This is a genomic window from Pseudomonas sp. LFM046 (assembly GCF_000949385.2).
Lineage (GTDB): Bacteria > Pseudomonadota > Gammaproteobacteria > Pseudomonadales > Pseudomonadaceae > Metapseudomonas.
Window position 1 is genome coordinate 20,896 of sequence record NZ_JYKO02000001.1, and the last position, 16,727, is coordinate 37,622.

At 66.1% G+C, this 16,727-nt stretch carries 18 protein-coding genes; 4 read left to right on the forward strand and 14 right to left on the reverse strand.

Annotated elements, in window-relative coordinates:
* Positions 1 to 41: 41 nt before the first annotated feature.
* Positions 42 to 782: an SDR family oxidoreductase gene (locus TQ98_RS00095; protein ID WP_044870913.1), complete on the reverse strand. Its 741-nt coding sequence runs from the start codon at positions 780 to 782 to the stop codon at positions 42 to 44.
* Positions 783 to 869: 87 nt separating this feature from the next.
* On the opposite strand from TQ98_RS00095, the gene TQ98_RS00100 reads away from it, so the two are divergent.
* Positions 870 to 1,442, forward strand: coding sequence for a TetR/AcrR family transcriptional regulator (locus TQ98_RS00100; RefSeq protein WP_044870914.1), 573 nt, complete (start codon positions 870 to 872; stop codon positions 1,440 to 1,442).
* Here TQ98_RS00100 and TQ98_RS00105 read toward each other — a convergent pair.
* Positions 1,431 to 2,351: a LysR family transcriptional regulator gene (locus tag TQ98_RS00105; protein ID WP_044870915.1), complete on the reverse strand. Its 921-nt coding sequence runs from the start codon at positions 2,349 to 2,351 to the stop codon at positions 1,431 to 1,433. The genes TQ98_RS00100 and TQ98_RS00105 overlap by 12 nt on opposite strands.
* Positions 2,352 to 2,411: 60 nt before the next feature.
* Complete coding sequence (locus TQ98_RS00110; RefSeq protein ID WP_044870916.1) at positions 2,412 to 3,314, reverse strand: DMT family transporter; 903 nt, start codon at positions 3,312 to 3,314, stop codon at positions 2,412 to 2,414.
* 146 nt (positions 3,315 to 3,460) lie between these two features.
* On the opposite strand from TQ98_RS00110, the gene TQ98_RS00115 reads away from it, so the two are divergent.
* On the forward strand, positions 3,461 to 4,384 hold the full coding sequence (locus TQ98_RS00115; protein WP_044870917.1) for an autotransporter domain-containing protein: 924 nt from the start codon (positions 3,461 to 3,463) through the stop codon (positions 4,382 to 4,384).
* Positions 4,385 to 4,516: 132 nt separating this feature from the next.
* Here the strand turns inward: TQ98_RS00115 and TQ98_RS00120 are convergent, their stop codons facing one another.
* Complete coding sequence (locus TQ98_RS00120) at positions 4,517 to 4,681, reverse strand: rubredoxin (protein WP_044870918.1); 165 nt, start codon at positions 4,679 to 4,681, stop codon at positions 4,517 to 4,519.
* 96 nt (positions 4,682 to 4,777) lie between these two features.
* Entirely contained in the window at positions 4,778 to 5,851 is a 1,074-nt protein-coding gene (locus TQ98_RS00125) for a fatty acid desaturase (RefSeq protein WP_044870919.1), read from the reverse strand.
* 100 nt (positions 5,852 to 5,951) lie between these two features.
* Between TQ98_RS00125 and TQ98_RS00130 the strand changes: the two genes are divergently transcribed.
* Positions 5,952 to 6,968 carry an AraC family transcriptional regulator gene (locus TQ98_RS00130; protein WP_044870920.1) on the forward strand — a complete coding sequence of 339 codons (1,017 nt, stop codon included), beginning with the start codon at positions 5,952 to 5,954 and terminating at the stop codon, positions 6,966 to 6,968.
* A gap of 119 nt (positions 6,969 to 7,087) precedes the next feature.
* Here the strand turns inward: TQ98_RS00130 and TQ98_RS00135 are convergent, their stop codons facing one another.
* Positions 7,088 to 7,783 (reverse strand): Crp/Fnr family transcriptional regulator, encoded by a 696-nt coding sequence (locus tag TQ98_RS00135; RefSeq protein ID WP_044870921.1) that lies wholly within the window; start codon positions 7,781 to 7,783, stop codon positions 7,088 to 7,090.
* 85 nt (positions 7,784 to 7,868) lie between these two features.
* Here TQ98_RS00135 and TQ98_RS00140 point away from each other — a divergent pair, with 85 nt between their 5' ends.
* A complete protein-coding gene (locus tag TQ98_RS00140) occupies positions 7,869 to 8,393 on the forward strand; it encodes an Mpo1-like protein (RefSeq protein WP_044870922.1) in 525 nt (174 codons plus the stop codon).
* A gap of 76 nt (positions 8,394 to 8,469) precedes the next feature.
* Here TQ98_RS00140 and TQ98_RS00145 read toward each other — a convergent pair whose 3' ends face one another.
* The 8 genes from TQ98_RS00145 to dibA all read right to left on the reverse strand — a co-directional run bounded on the left by TQ98_RS00145 (position 8,470) and on the right by dibA (position 16,590).
* A complete protein-coding gene (locus tag TQ98_RS00145) occupies positions 8,470 to 9,207 on the reverse strand; it encodes a hypothetical protein (RefSeq protein WP_044870923.1) in 738 nt (245 codons plus the stop codon).
* 123 nt (positions 9,208 to 9,330) lie between these two features.
* Complete coding sequence (locus tag TQ98_RS00150) at positions 9,331 to 10,071, reverse strand: sulfite exporter TauE/SafE family protein (protein ID WP_103103118.1); 741 nt, start codon at positions 10,069 to 10,071, stop codon at positions 9,331 to 9,333.
* A gap of 174 nt (positions 10,072 to 10,245) precedes the next feature.
* Complete coding sequence (locus TQ98_RS00155; RefSeq protein WP_044870925.1) at positions 10,246 to 11,235, reverse strand: sulfate ABC transporter ATP-binding protein; 990 nt, start codon at positions 11,233 to 11,235, stop codon at positions 10,246 to 10,248.
* A 3-nt stretch (positions 11,236 to 11,238) separates the two neighbouring features.
* Positions 11,239 to 12,111, reverse strand: a complete 873-nt coding sequence (cysW, locus tag TQ98_RS00160; protein ID WP_044870926.1) for a sulfate ABC transporter permease subunit CysW — start codon at positions 12,109 to 12,111, stop codon at positions 11,239 to 11,241.
* A 10-nt stretch (positions 12,112 to 12,121) separates the two neighbouring features.
* Positions 12,122 to 12,940: a sulfate ABC transporter permease subunit CysT gene (cysT, locus tag TQ98_RS00165; RefSeq protein WP_044870927.1), complete on the reverse strand. Its 819-nt coding sequence runs from the start codon at positions 12,938 to 12,940 to the stop codon at positions 12,122 to 12,124.
* Positions 12,941 to 13,176: 236 nt separating this feature from the next.
* A complete protein-coding gene (locus TQ98_RS00170) occupies positions 13,177 to 14,175 on the reverse strand; it encodes a sulfate ABC transporter substrate-binding protein (RefSeq protein WP_044870928.1) in 999 nt (332 codons plus the stop codon).
* A gap of 128 nt (positions 14,176 to 14,303) precedes the next feature.
* On the reverse strand, positions 14,304 to 14,486 hold the full coding sequence (oscA, locus tag TQ98_RS00175) for a sulfur starvation response protein OscA (RefSeq protein ID WP_044870929.1): 183 nt from the start codon (positions 14,484 to 14,486) through the stop codon (positions 14,304 to 14,306).
* A 199-nt stretch (positions 14,487 to 14,685) separates the two neighbouring features.
* On the reverse strand, positions 14,686 to 16,590 hold the full coding sequence (dibA, locus tag TQ98_RS00180; RefSeq protein WP_044870930.1) for a phosphodiesterase DibA: 1,905 nt from the start codon (positions 16,588 to 16,590) through the stop codon (positions 14,686 to 14,688).
* Positions 16,591 to 16,727: the final 137 nt, after the last annotated feature.

A 16,727-nucleotide genomic window follows, 5' to 3' on the forward strand; every position in this document is an offset into this window, starting at 1 on the left:
CAACGCCGCATGGGCGTGGCGCAGCCGGCCGTTAGTAACTTCTACCAGCGTTCCATCCAGGGGCGCAGATCCAGCTCAAACGTCCAGGCATCCCGAGGCTGACTGTGCAGATACCAGTAATTCTCGGCAATGTGCTCGGGATCGAGGATGCCGTCCTGGTCCTTCAGCGCGTAGCGCTCGGGGAAGGACTCGCGGATGAACTCGGTGTCGATGGCGCCATCCACCACCACGTGGGCCACGTGGATATTCCGCGGCCCCAGCTCGCGGGCCATGCTCTGGGCCAGGGCGCGGATGCCGTGCTTGGCTCCGGCGAAGGCGGCGAACCCGGCGGCGCCTCGCAGGCCGGCGGTGGCGCCGGTGAACAGGAGGGTGCCGCGCTCGCGGGTGACCATGCGCTTGGCCACCGCCTGGCTGGTGAGGAAGCCCGAGAAGCAGGCCATCTCCCAGATCTTGAAGTATTTGCGCGGGGTTTCTTCGAGGATGCTGCAGGGTACGTTGGCGCCGATGTTGAAGACGAAGGCTTCGATCGGGCCGATGTCCCGCTCGATGGTTTCCACCAGTTCGGCAACGTCCTCTTCCTTGCGCGCGTCGGAGCCGAACCCGTGGGCCTCGAAGCCCTCGGCGCGGATGGCATCCACCAGGGGCTGCAGCTTGTCGGCGCTGCGCCGGGTCACGCAGGCCACATAGCCCTCGCGGGCGAAGCGCCGGGCGATGGCGCCGCCGGTGGCGTCGCCCGCACCAATTACCAGTACGACTTTCTTGTTTTCGGTCTCGCTAGCCATGCTGTTCACCTTTACTGAACGATCGTTAGCTGAACGGACGTTATGCTATGCTCGCCAACGCGTCAAGCCAGTCCACCGGAGGTCGTCGTGCGTTACTCAGCCACCCACAAGGAAGAAACCCGCCAGAAACTGCTGGAAAGCAGCGGTGCGATCGCCAAGCGTGGCGGTTTTTCCACCACGGGCGTCGACGGCCTGATGAAAGCCATCGGCCTGACCGGCGGGGCCTTCTACAGCCACTTCCCATCGAAGGACGATCTCTTCACCGCCATCGTCCAGCGCGAGCTGTCCCGCAGCCTGATCGGCCAGGTGGCCCGTGGCGAAGGCTTCTGCCGCGACAAGCTGGAACGCTGCCTCGACCGTTACCTGAGCATGGCCCATCTGCAGAACCCCGACACGGGCTGCGCCATCCCGGCTCTTGGCGCGGAAATCGCCCGTGCCGACCTCCCGGTACGCGAGGAAGCCGAGCACTGGATGCTGGAGTTGCAGCGGGCCTGGGCGGAAATCCTCGAAGACGGCGAGCTGGCCTGGGCACTGATTTCCCAGTGCGTCGGTGCATTGGTCGTCGCGCGAATGCTGGCCAGTGAAGAGACCCAGGCCGAAGTGCTGAGTGCGAGCCGGGGTTTCCTCGGCCGGGTGGTGGACGACCTGCTAGAGCATTGAATGCTCGGCGCAGACGCTCAGGATTTGCTCCCGCAGCCAGATATTCGCCGGGTCCTGGTCGAAGGGTTGGGCCCAGAGCATTTCCAGGGAAAAGCTCGGCAGACTGGGCAGCGGATTGGCGACGGTGCGGGCGTCGGCCAGGCGTTCGTGGACTCGCGCCGGCAGCACCAGCAGCAGGTCGCTGGCGGGAATCAGTTGCAGCGCGGCGAGGTAGTTGTTGGTGCGCGCGGCGATCTGCCGCGAGCGGCCCTGCTGCTGCAACCAGCCATCGATCATGTTGCGGTCCGAATCCCAGGGCGTGGGGAACACCTGGCGCCGCGCGCAGAAGGCGTCCAGGTCGTGGACCGCTGCGCTGCCGGCATCGCGGACGCAGATCAAGTCGTCCTTCAGCAACGCCAGGCTGACCAGCTCCGGGTGGGCGCGATGCTGGTGCGGGCCGAAGCCCAACGCCAGGTCCAGCTCGCCGTGCATCAGTGCTTCGGCGGGAATCTCCCGGCCGAGACGCCGCACGTCCAGGCTGACCGGGTACCCCGCATCGCTCAGCCGGCGCAGCAGCGGCGGCAGGATCAGCAGTTCGAAATACTCCGGCGCGCAGAGTCGGAACGTACGCGGCGCCTGGCTGGGGTCGAAGGCGCTGGATTCGCTGAAACAGGCGTTCATCAACTCCACCATGGCCCGCGCGTGGGGCCGGATGGCCAGGGCCTTGCGGGTGGGCTGCATGCCGCTGCGGGTGGCGATGAAGAGCTCGTCGGCGAGGGTGCCGCGCAGCTTCTTCAAGCTGTAGCTGACGCTGGAGGCGCTCAGGTTCAGCACCTCCGCCACCTCGCCCAGGTGCTGGCGCTCATGGATTTCGAGGAAGACCAGCAGGTCCTGGATATCGATCTTGCGCAGTCCGTTGGCGAGCAGCATGTCCGGGTTCCATTGGGCAGGAGCGCCATCAGAACCCGCGCCAGTCGACATGGCAAGCACTCAGGCGGTCACCGTGCGCGCCGGGCTCAGTCGCGCCAGCCAGACCATGCCAAGCACGATCAGCGCCGCACCGGCCCAGGCCAGCGGCGCCGGCGCCTGGTGGAGCGAGAAGCTCTGCAGCAGCAGCGCGAACAGGCCGCTCAGGTAGCTGTACGCGATCACGGTGGCGGGCGGCAGCCAGTGGATGGCGCGGTGCAGCAGCCAGAAGGTGGCGAGGGTGGCGGTCAGCGCCAGGTAGATCAGCCAGGCCATGTCACGCAGGGCGAGTTCCTGCAAACCGTTCCAGCGTTGCCCCAGGGTGCAAGCCAGGGCCAGCAGCAGCCCACCGGCCAGCAGGTTGCCGCAGGCCAGGGACGCAGCGCTGCGTTGGGCGCCGAGCCAGGGCTTGAGGCGCTGGCTGAGTGGCCCATAGAGCGCCATGGCCAGGCAGCCGACGCCGTACAGGCTGTAGGCGTAGGCATCGAAGTGGGCGTTGTCGAGACCGAGCAGGGCCAGGGCGCCGAGGGCGGCAATCAGGGTCGGCCACAGGCGCTGCAACACCGGCTTGCCCAGCAGCAGGCGCTCGCCGCCGAGGGTCAGCAGCGGCACGCTGACGTAGAGCAGCGCGGTGTCCAGCGCCTTGGTGTGCTTCAGCGCCTCGAACAGGCTGCCGAAATAAAGGGCCAGCAGGCCGCCGAGCATGGCATGGGCCAGGAGTGCCCGTCCGCTGGTACGGCCGGGCCGGCGCAGCAACAGGAGGGGCAGGAACAGGCTGCCCGAGAGCAGCAGGCGCAGTGCGGTCAGGGGCAGGGCGTCGAGCGTCGGGTTCACCTCGGCGGCGGCGAAGAACGACAGCGCCACCAGCAGCGCCCAGAGCAGCATCGAGGCGTGGGCGTTGAGGCCGGGGGAAAGGGGCTGGCGCATGGTGTGGCTCCTTGTGTATGCAGGTGGCCATTGCGCCAGCGCGGCGAATCTCCGGCAAATCAAAAAGCCAGGGGGAGATTCGGGAAATTGAATTGCCCACCGTGCGGCTAGAGTTATCCACATTCTCCGATTCGAAGGTGTCCGCCATGGCTCAGGAACATTCGCCACGCATTACCCTGGCTGGTCTGTGCGCACTGTTGGCCGCCAGCCCGGCGCTGGCCGATTCACTGGCCGCCAGCAGTCGCGCCTTCTTGCTGGAAGACAGCCATTTCCTCCGCGACGCCGCCTCCGAGCGCATTCAGCAGGTCCGCTTCTCCTTTCGCGAGCCGCCCCTGGAAGAGGGCCAGGTGCCGGCCTGGGCCCGTGCTTACGGGAGCCACGGCTCGGTGGATGCCGACCATCGCGCGCCACGCCGGAAGCGCGACATCGGCGGCGGGCTGCTGGGCAGCGAGCGCCAGCTGGGGACGTGGTTGGCGGGCGTCATGGGGGGCTACTCGGCGACTTCGGTCGAGGTGGATGGTGCCGATGCGGATATCCACAGCCTGCACCTGGGTGCCTACGCCGGCACCAAGATCTACAACCAGATCGGTGTGAAGCTGGGGGCGGCCTGGAGCGGCCATGACGGCGACCAGCGCGCCGCCGACGCGGACAGCGGGCAGCTGTTCGGCGAACTCAGTTACTCCCTGGATTACCGCGACTTCAGCGCCGAGGGCTTCGGCGAACTGGCCTACGTGCGACTGGACAGCGATTCCCATGGCGCCCTGGATAGCCAGCGCGACGAGATCGGCTACAGCACTTTCGGCCTGCGGGGCACCACGCGCTTCGACCTGGAATCGGGCCGGCGTCTGACGGCGCGTATCAGCTCGGGCTGGCGCCACGCCTTCAGCGACAGTCGCCTGGAGGACGAAAGCGGCGCCGCCGTGGCCCTCACCGAAGACGCCATCCGCCTCGACATGGGGCTGGACTACCAGCTCACCGAACAGGCCTATGCCGGGCTCTTCTACAACGGCACCTACGCCGAGGATGCGCGGGATAACGGGATGACGGCGCGGCTGAGCTTGAGGTTCTGAGTAGTTCGGACGGTCACGGCATCTGTAGGGGCGATTTCAATCGCCAAGCGGACCTTTTGAGGGGCAGCTCTGTAGGATGGGTTTTGCTCCGCTCTACCCATCCTACGAAAGAGCACCGAAGCGCGCCGGTATTCAGATTTCCTGCATGTCGAAATCGTTCTTGCCCACACCGCAATCCGGGCAGATCCAGTCGTCCGGCACATCGACCCAGCGGGTGCCGGCCGGAATGCCCTCTTCGGGCCAGCCCTTGGCTTCGTCGTAGATCAGGCCGCAGACCACACAAATCCAGGTTTTCATGCCGCTACCTCTTGCTTGCAGCTGTGCTCGGGGAAGGCGCGCGCCCAGGGGCGCGCGTTGTCGCGATCATAGGGGCGGCGCGTTGCCGCCCGTGCCCTATCCAAGGGTGGGTTGGGCGGGTTGCGTCGCCGGCTTGTCCTTCGGGTGCCAGCGGTTGGCGCGGGCGAAGGTGCCGAAATCGTTGAAGCGCACACCCATCTCACGCATCACCCGGTGGGCCACCGGCGCGGTGAGCTGGCGGATGTAGAAGGGTTCCTTGACCACGAAATGGTGGATGGCGTGGGTGCTGCCGAAGTTGAAGCAGAAGGCCTGCAGCGGCCACAGCCACCAGGGGTTGAGCACCTGGGTCTGCTGGATCACGTTGCCCGCCTCGATATCGCCGTAGTAGTGCATGTTGGAACTGACGAAGTGCAGGCAGAAGGTGCGCAGGACGTTCGGCCCCACCAGCACCACCACCGCGATATCGACGACCGTCATCGCCTCCAGGGTGCCGGCGGACCAGGCGACGGGCGCGCCGAAGGCCGAGGCCAGCGCATCGATGGCATGGAAGCCGAGGAAGACATACCAGGTGCCCCAGTTCAGCAGCGCCAGGGGCGCGTAGACCTTCAGGGTGCGCGCCAGGATGCTGCGCTTCTGCGCCCAGGTCTTCGCCCGCAGCATGCGGATCAGCGAGGACATCACGTTGTCCCCTACCATCAGCAGCCGCGCCAGTCCCCACGGTTCGCCGTTGGTGATGGCGCGCTCCTCCATGTCGGCCTCGGAGCCGGACACCTTGTGGTGATTCAGGTGCAGGTGGCGGCGGATCCAGGGGTTGATTGTGCTGGGCCGCGCCATCCACACCAGCGCCATCATCAGGTTGTGGGGCACCTTGCGCTTGCGGAAGTACATGCTGTGGATCAGGTCGTGCTCCAGCTCATGGGTCAGCGACGCGAAGAAGGCGTTGAGGAGCAGGCAGGCCCACCAGGCGATCTGCTCATTGAGGTAGAGCAGGGCGGAGCCGACCATGCCGGCCAGCGCGAAGGCGAGGATGCCGGCGCCGAGGGTGTCCTGATGGTTCAGCACGGGGTAACGCTGGCGCAGCGCGTTGCCATGGGCCATCACCACTTCACGAATATGGGCCGATCGCTGCTGGTCATTCAGCATCCGGGGACTTGCGGGTGTGCGGGACATGCTTCCATCCTCTTGTTGACGATGGTCTTACTCTGCCGGCGCAAGCCGGTGCCGCGCCCGACCGAGCACGCCAACCTGTTGACCGGAAACGCCAACCTGCATGAGTGAACCCACCACCCTCGCCAGCTGGACCCGCGCCCTGCGCAAGCAGCTGGACGCGCTCGGCCTCGACAGCGCCGCCCTGTGCCGCCAGGCAGGACTGGACCCGGCGCTGATGGACGACCCCAACGCCCGCTACCCGCTGTCCGCCACCACGCGCCTGTGGGAGCTGGCGGTGGCAGCCAGCCGTGACCCGGCGCTGGGCCTGAAGATTTCCGCCTACGTCAGCCCCACCACCTTCCACGCCCTGGGCTACGCCCTGGTGGCCAGCGCCACGTTGCGGGAAGTCTTCGAGCGCATCGTGCGCTACCACCAGGTGGTGAGCGATGCAGTGGAGCTGGAACTCACCCGCCAGGGCGAGCGCTACCTGTTCCACCTGCGGGTGCCCGCCGACGGCGTCCAGCCCGCTCCCGAGGCGGTGGATGCCTTCGCCGCCATTTACGTGCGCACCTGCCGCAATCGCATCGGCCGTGATTACGCGCCGCTCGCCGTGCATCTGCGCCGGCCAACCCCGGCGGACCCGCAGCCCTGGCAGCAGGTGTTCCGCGCGCCACTGGTCTTCGAGGCACAGGAAGACATGCTGGAGTTCGCGGTGGAGGATTTCGAGCGGCCCCTGGACGACGCCAATTCCGAACTGGCCGAACACAACGAAGCGGTGCTCAGGCGCACCCTGGAACAGCTCCAGCAGCCCACCTGGGCCCGCAAGGTGCGTGCCTGCCTGGAGGCCCAGCTGCCCAATGGCGAGCCGTCCGCCGAGCGGATTGCCCAGTCCCTGCACCTCAGCCTGCGCAGCCTGCAGCGGCATCTGGCGGACGAGGGCTGCAGCTACGAGCAGTTGCTGGGCGATACGCGCCAGGCGCTGGCGCTGGCCCACATGCGTGACCCGCGCTGCTCCATCAGCGAGATCGCCTACCTGCTCGGCTTCGCCGACACCAGCAGCTTCAGCCGCGCCTTCAAGCGCTGGACCGGGCAGAGCCCGAGCCAGTATCGGGAAAACCTCACCGCAGGTTATCGCTGAGCGCGGCGAAGCGGTTTTCCTGTAGGGGCGATTTCAATCGCCAAGCGGACCGCAGGTTCGCCATGAGCAATCGCAGGGGGCGGCTGCGCCACCCTTGGCGAATGAATTCCACAGAAGGGCTACGGTTTGCCATTGGCCGCTCGCTGCAACAGCTCGATATCGAGAATCTCGATTTCCCCGTAGGTCAGGCGCAGGACGCCCTGGGCTTCCAGGTCCTTGAGGATCTGGTTGGTGGTCTGGCGCGACACCGACAGCATCGAGGCCAGCTGTTCCTGGGCCAGCTGGATCGACCGCCGCCGACCGGAGAGCCCGCCATACCCTTCGGCGATCATCAGCAGCCGCCGGGCCAGGCGCTGGGGCGCCGGGAGCAGGCTCATCTCCTCCAGGGAGATGAAGGCCAGGCGCAGCTTCTGGGACATCAGCAAGGCGAGATCGCGCCAGTAGCCGGGCTGTCGGGCCAGCAGGGCCAGCAGCGCCGCCTGGGGCAGATTGAGGAGGGTTACCGGGCCTTCGGCGAAGGCATCGTGGGTGCGTGCCTGGCCGTCGAACAGGGCGATCTCGCCGAACCAGTAGGGCGGTTCCACCAGCATCAGCAGCGCTTCCTTGCCGCTTTCGCTGACGTACCCGATGCGCATCGCGCCTTCCAGCACCGCATAGAGCCCGCAGGGCGGATCGCCACGGCGGAACAGGCGTTGCCCGGGCTCCAGCCGGCGCAACTGGGCGATGGCCAGGAGTTCGTCCTGCAGCGCAGCGGGAAGCTGGCTGAACCATTGGCCGGTGAGCAGCAGGTCGCGGTGGTGCTTGAATTCAGTCATGGGCTTTGTCGGCTAGCTGACAGAGGTTTTCCTGGGTATGGCGCGATTATCGGCGCAACTGCCTGCAAACCCGAGGAGCAGAACAATGAAAACCCTCATCGATCAACTTGGCCAGTACGCCGAATACCACCGCGACCGGCGCAATATCGCCACCCACTTCGTCGGTATCCCGCTGATCGTAGTGGCGGTGGCCGTGCTGCTGTCGCGTCCGGGCACCGAGGCCTTCGGCCTCTGGCTGTCGCCGGCAGCGCTGGTGGGCCTGCTTTCGGCGCTCTACTACGTCCGCCTCGACCTGCGCTACGGCGTGGTGATGGCGGGGCTGCTCGCCATCAGCCTGTGGATCGGCGCCACCCTCGCCGTGCAGGGCACCGCTACCTGGCTCGGCACGGGGCTGGCGCTGTTCGTGGTGGGCTGGGTGATCCAGTTCGTCGGCCACTACTACGAGGGGCGCAAGCCGGCCTTCGTCGACGACCTCACCGGGCTGATCATCGGGCCGCTGTTCGTGGTGGCGGAGCTGGGCTTCCTGCTGGGGCTGCGCAAGGGCGTGGAGCGCGCCGTGGAAGAGCGCGCAGGGCCGACCTGTATTCGGGAGAAGAAGGCTGCGGTCTGACTTGTCTTTGTGACCCTCCCCCCAGCCCCTCCGGGGAGGGGGCTGGGGGGAGGGTACTTTCCGCCGTGCCGAGCCATCACTTGCCCAGCGCCAGCAACTGCCCACTCATCGACCGCGCATGGCGGTCCACCACCACAGGCGCGTAAGGTCGGCCGGAGGCGCTGACCAGGGCATTGCTCTGGCTGTTCAGGTCACTCAAGGCCGCCCTCAGGAAACTCCAGCGGGTCTTCAGCTTGGCCACTGCCGGGTCGGCCTTGTCGTCCAGCGGCGCCAGTTGCTGGTCGATGTCCGGCAGCAGGAGGCGTTCGTCCTGGCCGACGTAGCTGTCGCCGTTCTCCCGGGAAATCTCGAAGGTGCCGATATAGGCGCGGCTCAGGTACTGCACGTTGAGGTATTCCACCTTGGCCGGCAGCTCCTCGGCCCCGGCATTGCCCAAGTGGGTGCGGGCGGCAATCAGGAAGTCGCGCAGGGCCTTGGCCAGCTCCTGGGGATAGCGCCAGGGCACGTCCTCTTCCTTGTGGCCGAAGGAAACGCCCCGGTTGAGCTGGGTAACAAGGTTGTCACGGGCCTTGCGCAGTGTTTCGCCGGGTTGGTCGATGCGCTGGAAGGCGGCGTCCAGTGCCTTGAGGTCCGCCTGCAGGCGGGCCGAATGAACCTCCTGGAATCCTTCGCCACGGAACAGCAGCAAACTGCTGGTGGCACGGCAGGCGTGTACCTGCGCCAGTTCCAGCGGTGGCAGGTCGTTGGCGCCGGCCAGGTAGGGGAAGCCGAGGAGAAAGCAGAACAGCGGGTACAGCAGGACCTTGCGAATCATCTCGGGTGCTCCTGTTGTTGTTTTTCTGAGGAGTCGCGGAGGGGGCCGGCACAGCCTACTGTGCCGGGATCTCCAGGCTATTACCCGAAAGAGTGATTTGTTGCGGGACGGGGCACCCCCGGTTCAGACCAGGCCGCGCAGGGCCAGGTCGGTGCCGAGCAGCAGCAGGCCGATGAAGAACCACCGGCGGAAGCGCTCGGCGCTGATGCGCTTGCGCAGCCACTGGCCGCCGGCCATGCCGAGCAGGGCCGGCAGCAGGGCCAGCAAGGAAGCGCCGAATACCGCCGGTTGCAGCAGTTCTCCGCTGTGGCCAAGGCTCGCCGCCAGGGCGAGGGTGGAGGCGGTGAACGACAGGCCGAGGGCCTGCACCAGTTCGTCCTTCTCCAGGCCGATGGCTTGCAGGTACGGCACTGCGGGGATCACGAAGACGCCAGTCAGCGCCGTCAGGGCGCCGGTGACGGCACCGATCACCGGGCCCAGCCAGCCTTCATTGGCCGGTGCCACGCTGAAGCGCACCGAGGCCAGCCCGAGCAGGGAGTAGGCCACCAGGGCGACGCCCAGCAGGGTCGTGGCTTCGGGCAGTTCAGCAGCATTCACCACCCAGGTCATGGCCCAGGTGCCGACGCAGATCCCCGCCATCATCGGCCACAGGCGCCGCAGCATGGCCAGTGGGCTGCTGCCGGCGGCGAGCTGCCAGATATTGGTGACCATCGACGGCACGATGAGCAGGGCGGCGGCCTGCATCGGTGGCATCACCAGGCCCAGCAGGCCGACGGAGATGGTCGGCAGGCCCAGGCCGACGACGCCCTTCACGGTGCCGGCGAGCAGGAAGGTGGCGGTGATCAGGGGCAGGTAGGTAATCAGTTGTTCGGCCACGGTTTCACTCCTTGTGTGGGGCGCACGTTGATGCGCCGGTGGGGTCGTGGCCATTGTTGCCGCGCGGACGGCGGGATGATTCGGGGTGGAGTGAAGTGTGGAATGCAGGAGGGGGCGGGCTGCCCTCTCCCTGAAGGGGAGAGGGCGGCTTGGCAGGGAAGCTTAGAACCCCGCCGCCTTCTGCCAGACCTTGGGCTTGAAGAACAGCGTCTCGCCCCGCACCAGGCCCACCAGGCTGTCGTGGTCCTTCACCACTTCGGCCTCGATCAGTTCGTCCTGGCCGTCCACCTTGAGGGTCACGCGGGTGATCGCGCCCAGGGGGCGGATGTCGCGGACTTCGGCGGCGCGGTGTTCGGCCACTTCCTGACGCGACAGGGAGACTTCATGGGGACGGAACAGCAGGTGCTGGTCGTCGCCCAGGTGCAGGCGGTTGGAGTCGCCGAGGAAGTGATAGACGAAGTCGCTGGACGGGTGCTCGTAGACCTCGCCCGGCGAGCCGATCTGCTCGATCACGCCCTTGTTCATCACCACGATGCGGTCGGCCACTTCCATGGCTTCTTCCTGGTCGTGGGTGACGAACACGGAGGTCAGGTTGATCTCTTCGTGCAGCCGCGCCAGCCAGCGGCGCAGCTCCTTGCGCACCTTGGCGTCGAGGGCGCCGAAGGGTTCGTCCAGCAGGAGGATCTTCGGCTCCACCGCCAGGGCACGGGCCAGGGCGATACGCTGGCGCTGGCCGCCGGAGAGCTGCTCCGGGTAGCGGTCGGCCAACCAGTCCAGCTGCACCATGTTCAGCAGCTCGTGGACCTTCTCGGCGATCTGCTTCTCACTCGGGCGTTCGCGCTTGGGCTTCATGCGCAGGCCGAAGGCGACGTTGTCGAACACCGTCATGTGGCGGAACAGGGCGTAGTGCTGGAACACGAAGCCGACATTGCGATCACGCACGTCGTGCTGGGAGACGTCCTCGCCGTGGAACACGATGCTGCCGACGTCCGGGGTTTCCAGGCCGGCGATGATCCGCAGCAGGGTGGTCTTGCCGCAGCCGGACGGGCCGAGCAGGGCGACCAGCTCGCCGCTGTGGATATCCAGGTTGATCTGGTTGAGGGCCTTGAAGGCATTGAAGTTCTTGCTGACGTTACGGATTTCGATGCTCATCAGTTACTCCTCATCAGCATTCGACTTGAGACGGGACAGGCGCGACTCGCTCCACTGCTTGAGCAGCAGGATGAACAGCGCGAGCACCAGCAGCAGGCTGGCGACGCTGAAGGCGGCGACGTGGTTGTACTCGTTGTAGAGAATCTCGACATGCAGCGGCAGGGTGTTGGTGACGCCACGGATATGGCCGGAAACCACCGACACCGCGCCGAACTCGCCCATGGCCCGCGCGGTGCAGAGCACCACGCCGTAGATCAGGCCCCATTTGATGTTCGGCAGGGTCACGTGCCAGAACATCTGCCAGCCGTTGGCGCCCAGCAGGCGTGCGGCTTCTTCTTCCTGGGTGCCCTGTTCCTGCATCAGCGGGATCAATTCGCGGGCGACGAAGGGGAAGGTGACGAAGATGGTGGCCAGGACGATGCCGGGCACGGCGAAGATGATCTGGATGTCGCGGTCGCTCAGCCATTGCCCGAAGTAGCCCTGGGCGCCGAACAGCAGCACATAGATCAGGCCGGCGATCACCGGCGAGACCGAGAACGGCAGGTCGATCAGGGTCACCAGCAGGCTCTTGCCGCGGAACTCGTACTTGCTCACGCACCAGGCGGCGGCCACGCCGAACACCAGGTTGAGCGGCACCGAGATGAACACGGCGATCAGGGTCAGCTTCAGCGCGGAAAGGGCATCCGGCTCGAAGATGGCGGCGAAGAAGGTGCCCAGGCCGTCCTTCAACGCCTCGCCCAGGACCACCAGCAACGGCAGCAGGAGGAACAGGGCGAAGGCCAGCCAGGCAGCGGCGATCAGGATGCGGCGACCCCAGGCGCTGCCCCGGCGGGCGGCGTTGGCGGAGGACGCGGCGGTCAGGCTTGCAGAACTCATGGCGCTCTCCTCACGGGGTCTCGATACGGCGTTGCAGCAGGTTGATCAGCAGCAACAGGACGAAGGCCACCACCAGCATCAGCACGCCGATGGCGGTGGCGCCGGTGTAGTCGTACTGGTCCAGCTTGACCATGATCAGCAGCGGCAGGATCTCGGTCTTCATCGGCATGTTGCCGGCGATGAAGATCACCGAGCCGTACTCACCCACACCCCGGGCGAAGGCCAGTGCGAAGCCGGTCAGCCAGGCCGGCAGCAGGGCCGGCAGCAGCACGTGGCGGAAGACCTGCACCGGTTGGGCGCCCAGGCAGGCGGCGGCCTCTTCCACTTCGCGGGGGATGTCCGCCAGCACCGGCTGCACGGTCCGCACCACGAAGGGCAGGGTGACGAAGGTCAGGGCCAGGGTGATACCCAGCGGGGTGTAGGCGATCTTGAAGCCGAGGTCGGTGGCGAACTGGCCCACCGGGCCGGCCGGCGCATAGAGGGCGGTGAGGGCGATACCGGCCACCGCCGTCGGCAGCGCGAAGGGCAGGTCGACCATGGCGTCGATCACCTTGCGGCCGAAGAAGTCGTAGCGCACCAGCACCCAGGCCAGCAGCGTGCCGATGATGCCGTTGATCACGGCGGAGGCCAGGGCGGTGCCGAAACTGAGCTTGAGGGCGGCGAGTACGCGGGGGGCGCTGATGATGGCCCAGAATTGCTCCCAGGAGAGCTGCGTGGTCTTGAGGAACAGGGCACCCAGGGGGATCAGGACCAGCAGGCTGAGATACACCAGGGTGTATCCCAGGGTCAGCCCGAAGCCGGGTATGACCGGTGAAATGCGTCGCGACATGTTCTGTCCTTACTCTGCGTTGGAACGCTTGGTTTCTCTGGGGCCGGCCCCGTCGAGCCGTTTCCAGCAAACAGGCCCGATCCGTGGATCAGGCCTGGTTTTCGCTCCTTCCGTGGAGCCCGTTCGATGGGTATCGCTCCGCTCGCGGAGCGCCGCCCGACCCATCCTACGAGGAAGCCGTAGTTACGTAGGATGGGTGGAGCTTGCGATACCCATCATCCCGGTCGGCACATTGGTTACTGCGCCTGGTAGATCTGGTCGAAGATGCCGCCGTCGTTGAAGAACTTGGGTTGGGCTTCCTTCCAGCCGTTGAAGTCCTTGTCCACGGTCACCAGGTCGAGTTTCGGGAACTGCTTGGCGTACTCGGCCGCAATCTTCTCGTTACGCGGGCGGTAGAAGTTCTTCGCCGCGATGCGCTGGCCTTCCTCGCTGTAGAGGTACTGCAGGTAGGCTTCGGCGACCTTGCGGGTGCCCTTCTTGTCGACGTTCTTGTCCACCACCGACACCGGCGGCTCGGCCAGGATCGACAGGCTCGGCGCGACGATCTCGAAGTTCTCGCCGCCCTGTTCCTTCAGGGCCAGGAAGGCTTCGTTTTCCCAGGCCAGCAGCACGTCGCCGATCTGGTTGTTGACGAAGGTGATGGTCGAGCCACGGGCGCCGGTATCCAGCACCGGTACGTGCTTGTACAGCGCCTTCACGTATTCCTGGGCCTTGGCGTCGCTGCCGTACTCCTTCTTGGCCCAGGCCCAGGCGGCCAGGAAGTTCCAGCGGGCGCCGCCGGAGGTTTTCGGGTTCGGGGTGATGACTTCGACACCGTCCTTGGTCAGGTCGCCCCAGTCCTTGATGCCCTTGGGGTTGCCCTTGCGCACCAGGAACACGATGGTCGAGGTGTAGGGGGTGCTGTTCTGCGGCAGGCGCGTCTGCCAGTTTTCCGGGATCAGTTTGCCGAGCTTCTGCAGCTCGTCGATATCGCCGGCGAGGGCGAGGGTCACCACGTCGGCCTTCAGGCCGTCGATCACGGCGCGGGCCTGCTTGCCGGAGCCGCCGTGGGATTGCTGGATCTTCACATCGTCGCCACCTTCGGCCTTCCAGTGCTTGGCGAAGGCGGCGTTGTATTCCTGGTAGAGCTCACGGGTCGGGTCGTAGGACACGTTGAGCAGTTCGGTGGCGGCGGCAGCCGGGCCGGCGATCAGGGCACTGGCGAGGGCGGCGAGGGCGAAACGGCGAATCGACATCTTCAAGCTCCTGGAAATTGGAATTAGGTGTTGGCTAGGGCTGGTTGTTGTGTGTTTGTCGAAACGCCCTCCGGCTGTCCGGTCGGGCCTCAAGCCTGCTGCGCAGGCCTCAAAAGAAAATCGGTGAATCAGTTGCTGCGTGGGTTCGGTTGCTGCAGGCGGAATTTTTCCTTGCGTTCGATCTGCACCACCTGGCCGTTGTGCACGGTGATCTCCACCGAGCCGAAACGCAGGCCGTGCAGGGCACTCTGGATTTCGCGCAGGATGCTGGCTTCGTCCTGGCCTTCCAGGCTACGGAGGGTTGCGCTCATGGTCGTGCTCCTTGAATGCGCCTGCGGCAATGTGTGGGACGGGAGTTTCGCGAGGCGTGGAGCGCATATTAAGCAAGCAGCTAATATTCTTAAAAATACTGTTTAAGAATTTTTATATAACTATTTTGATTGGCTCGGGTGGCCTGGGGGCGCTGCCGGAGGTGCCCAGGGTTTCGCAGGGGCCGCTTCTGGGCCGTGATCAGGCGGCGACCCAGAGGCGTTCCACGTCAGCCGCCGGCAGCGGGCGGCTGAACAGGTAGCCCTGGCCGTAGTCGCAACCCAGTTCGCGGAGGAAGTCGGCCTGGGCATCGCCCTCGATGCCCTCGGCCAGCACGCTGAGCCCAAGGCTGTGGCCCAGGGCGGTAACGGCGTGGGCAATGGCGATGTCGTTCTGGTCGGCCGGCAGGCCGCGCACGAAGCTCTGGTCGATCTTCAGCTTGTGCACGGGCAGGCGCTTGAGGCGCTGGAGGGAGGAGTAGCCCGTGCCGAAATCGTCGATGGCCAGGCGGACGCCCAGGTCGCGCAGGCGTGTGAGCAGGCCTTCGGCGGAGTCCGGATCTTCCATCACCGCGCTCTCGGTGATTTCCAGTTCCAGGTAGTGCGGCGCGAGACCGGTGTCGGCCAGCACCCGGGCCACTTCGGCATCCAGCTCGGCGCGGCGGAACTGTCGGCACGACAGGTTGACCGCCACGAAGACCAGGTCCCGTCCCTGCTCCAGCCAGCGCTGCATCTGGCGGCAGGCCTGCTCCAGGACCCAGGCGTCGATATGGCCGATCAGTCCGCTTTCCTCGGCCACCGGAATGAACTCGCCCGGGGGCACCAGGCCGCGCTCGGGGTGCTCCCAGCGCACCAGGGCCTCGAAGCCGATCAGGCGGCTGTCGGCCAGGCGCTGGATGGGCTGGTAGTGAACCCGCAGCTGGCCCTGCTCCAGGGCGCGGCGCAGGGCGCCGACCAGCTCGACGCGCTGGTGCGCCTGCTCGGTCAGTTCCTGGCTGTAGAAGGCATAGGAATCGCGACCGGTACTCTTCGCCTTGAAGAGCGCCGAGTCGGCATTGCGCATCACCTGCTCGACGCTGTCGTCGCCGTCCGGGAAGAGGCTGATGCCCAGGCTGGTGCTGATGAACAGGTCGTGCCCGCCCAGGCGGAATGGGGTGCAGAGTTCGGCGCGGATGCGTTCGGCCAGGGCCGCTGCCTGGTCGGGGTGGGGGCAGTTGTCCCAGAGCAGGCCGAATTCGTCGCCGCCCAGACGCGCCAGGGTCATGCCGCCTTCCAGCAGCGCCTGCAGGCGTGTGCCGACCATTTTCAGCAGCAGGTCGCCCTGGGACGGGCCGAGGCTTTCATTGATGTGCTTGAAGTGGTCCAGGTCGAGCAGCAGGACCGCGCCGTGCTGCCGTTCGCGACGCGTGCGCTCCAGCACCTGCTCGACACGCTCGGTGAAGAGCAGGCGGTTGGGCAGGTTGGTCAGCGGGTCGTGGTGGGCGAGGAAGTCCAGCTCGCGCTGGGAACGCTTGATCGCGCTGATATCGGAGAACACCGCCACGTAGTGGGTGAGCTGGCCGTCGTCGTCGTGGATGGCGCGGAGGTTCTGCCAGAGCGGGTAGATCTCGCCATTCTTGCGCCGGTTCCACACTTCGCCGCTCCATTCCCGGCGGTTGTTCAGCGCGTGCCACATGGCCTGGTAGAAGTCCGGAGCGTGGCGGCCGGAACTGAAGATGCGCGGGTTCTCGCCCAGGACCTCGGCTTCCTCGAAGCCGGTGATGCGGGCGAAGGCGCGGTTGACGTGAACGATGCGGCACTCGGCATCGGTGACCAGCACGCCTTCCTGGGTGCTGTCGAACACCGCCGCCGCCTGGCGCAGGCTGCTTTCATGGGCGCGACGGGCGTCCAGGTAATGCTTCAGATGGCGCAGGTGCAGGCAGACCAGGGAGAACAGCAGGACGCTGGTGACCAGGACGAAGAACAGGCCCTTGGCGGTCTGCAGCTCGTCCAGCAACTCGCGATCACCCACCAGGGCAATCAGCAGGCGATCGCTGAACAGCACCCAGAGGCTGGCGAGTATGAAATAGGGCAGCACCAGTCGCAGGGCGCTGAACTTGGAACGCATGGGCGCAGCCTCCCTGGCCTGGGTCACACGTGGAGGCGCGCATTATACGGGCAACCGACGATCGGGGGAGTTCTATCTAAAAGACAGGATGGTTTTCTCCGGGGGCAATGTGATAATCCGTCGCAGGTTTGTCCTGC

Coding starts and splice junctions, on each gene's coding strand:
- TQ98_RS00095 (WP_044870913.1), bottom strand. CDS start 782: ATGGCTAGCGAGACCGAAAACAAGAAAGTCGTACTGGTAATTGGTGCG.
- TQ98_RS00105 (WP_044870915.1), bottom strand. CDS start 2,351: ATGCTGCTCGCCAACGGACTGCGCAAGATCGATATCCAGGACCTGCTG.
- TQ98_RS00110 (WP_044870916.1), bottom strand. CDS start 3,314: ATGCGCCAGCCCCTTTCCCCCGGCCTCAACGCCCACGCCTCGATGCTG.
- TQ98_RS00115 (WP_044870917.1), top strand. CDS start 3,461: ATGGCTCAGGAACATTCGCCACGCATTACCCTGGCTGGTCTGTGCGCA.
- TQ98_RS00120 (WP_044870918.1), bottom strand. CDS start 4,681: ATGAAAACCTGGATTTGTGTGGTCTGCGGCCTGATCTACGACGAAGCC.
- TQ98_RS00125 (WP_044870919.1), bottom strand. CDS start 5,851: ATGTCCCGCACACCCGCAAGTCCCCGGATGCTGAATGACCAGCAGCGA.
- TQ98_RS00130 (WP_044870920.1), top strand. CDS start 5,952: ATGAGTGAACCCACCACCCTCGCCAGCTGGACCCGCGCCCTGCGCAAG.
- TQ98_RS00135 (WP_044870921.1), bottom strand. CDS start 7,783: ATGACTGAATTCAAGCACCACCGCGACCTGCTGCTCACCGGCCAATGG.
- TQ98_RS00140 (WP_044870922.1), top strand. CDS start 7,869: ATGAAAACCCTCATCGATCAACTTGGCCAGTACGCCGAATACCACCGC.
- TQ98_RS00145 (WP_044870923.1), bottom strand. CDS start 9,207: ATGATTCGCAAGGTCCTGCTGTACCCGCTGTTCTGCTTTCTCCTCGGC.
- TQ98_RS00155 (WP_044870925.1), bottom strand. CDS start 11,235: ATGAGCATCGAAATCCGTAACGTCAGCAAGAACTTCAATGCCTTCAAG.
- cysW (WP_044870926.1), bottom strand. CDS start 12,111: ATGAGTTCTGCAAGCCTGACCGCCGCGTCCTCCGCCAACGCCGCCCGC.
- cysT (WP_044870927.1), bottom strand. CDS start 12,940: ATGTCGCGACGCATTTCACCGGTCATACCCGGCTTCGGGCTGACCCTG.
- TQ98_RS00170 (WP_044870928.1), bottom strand. CDS start 14,175: ATGTCGATTCGCCGTTTCGCCCTCGCCGCCCTCGCCAGTGCCCTGATC.
- oscA (WP_044870929.1), bottom strand. CDS start 14,486: ATGAGCGCAACCCTCCGTAGCCTGGAAGGCCAGGACGAAGCCAGCATC.
- dibA (WP_044870930.1), bottom strand. CDS start 16,590: ATGCGTTCCAAGTTCAGCGCCCTGCGACTGGTGCTGCCCTATTTCATA.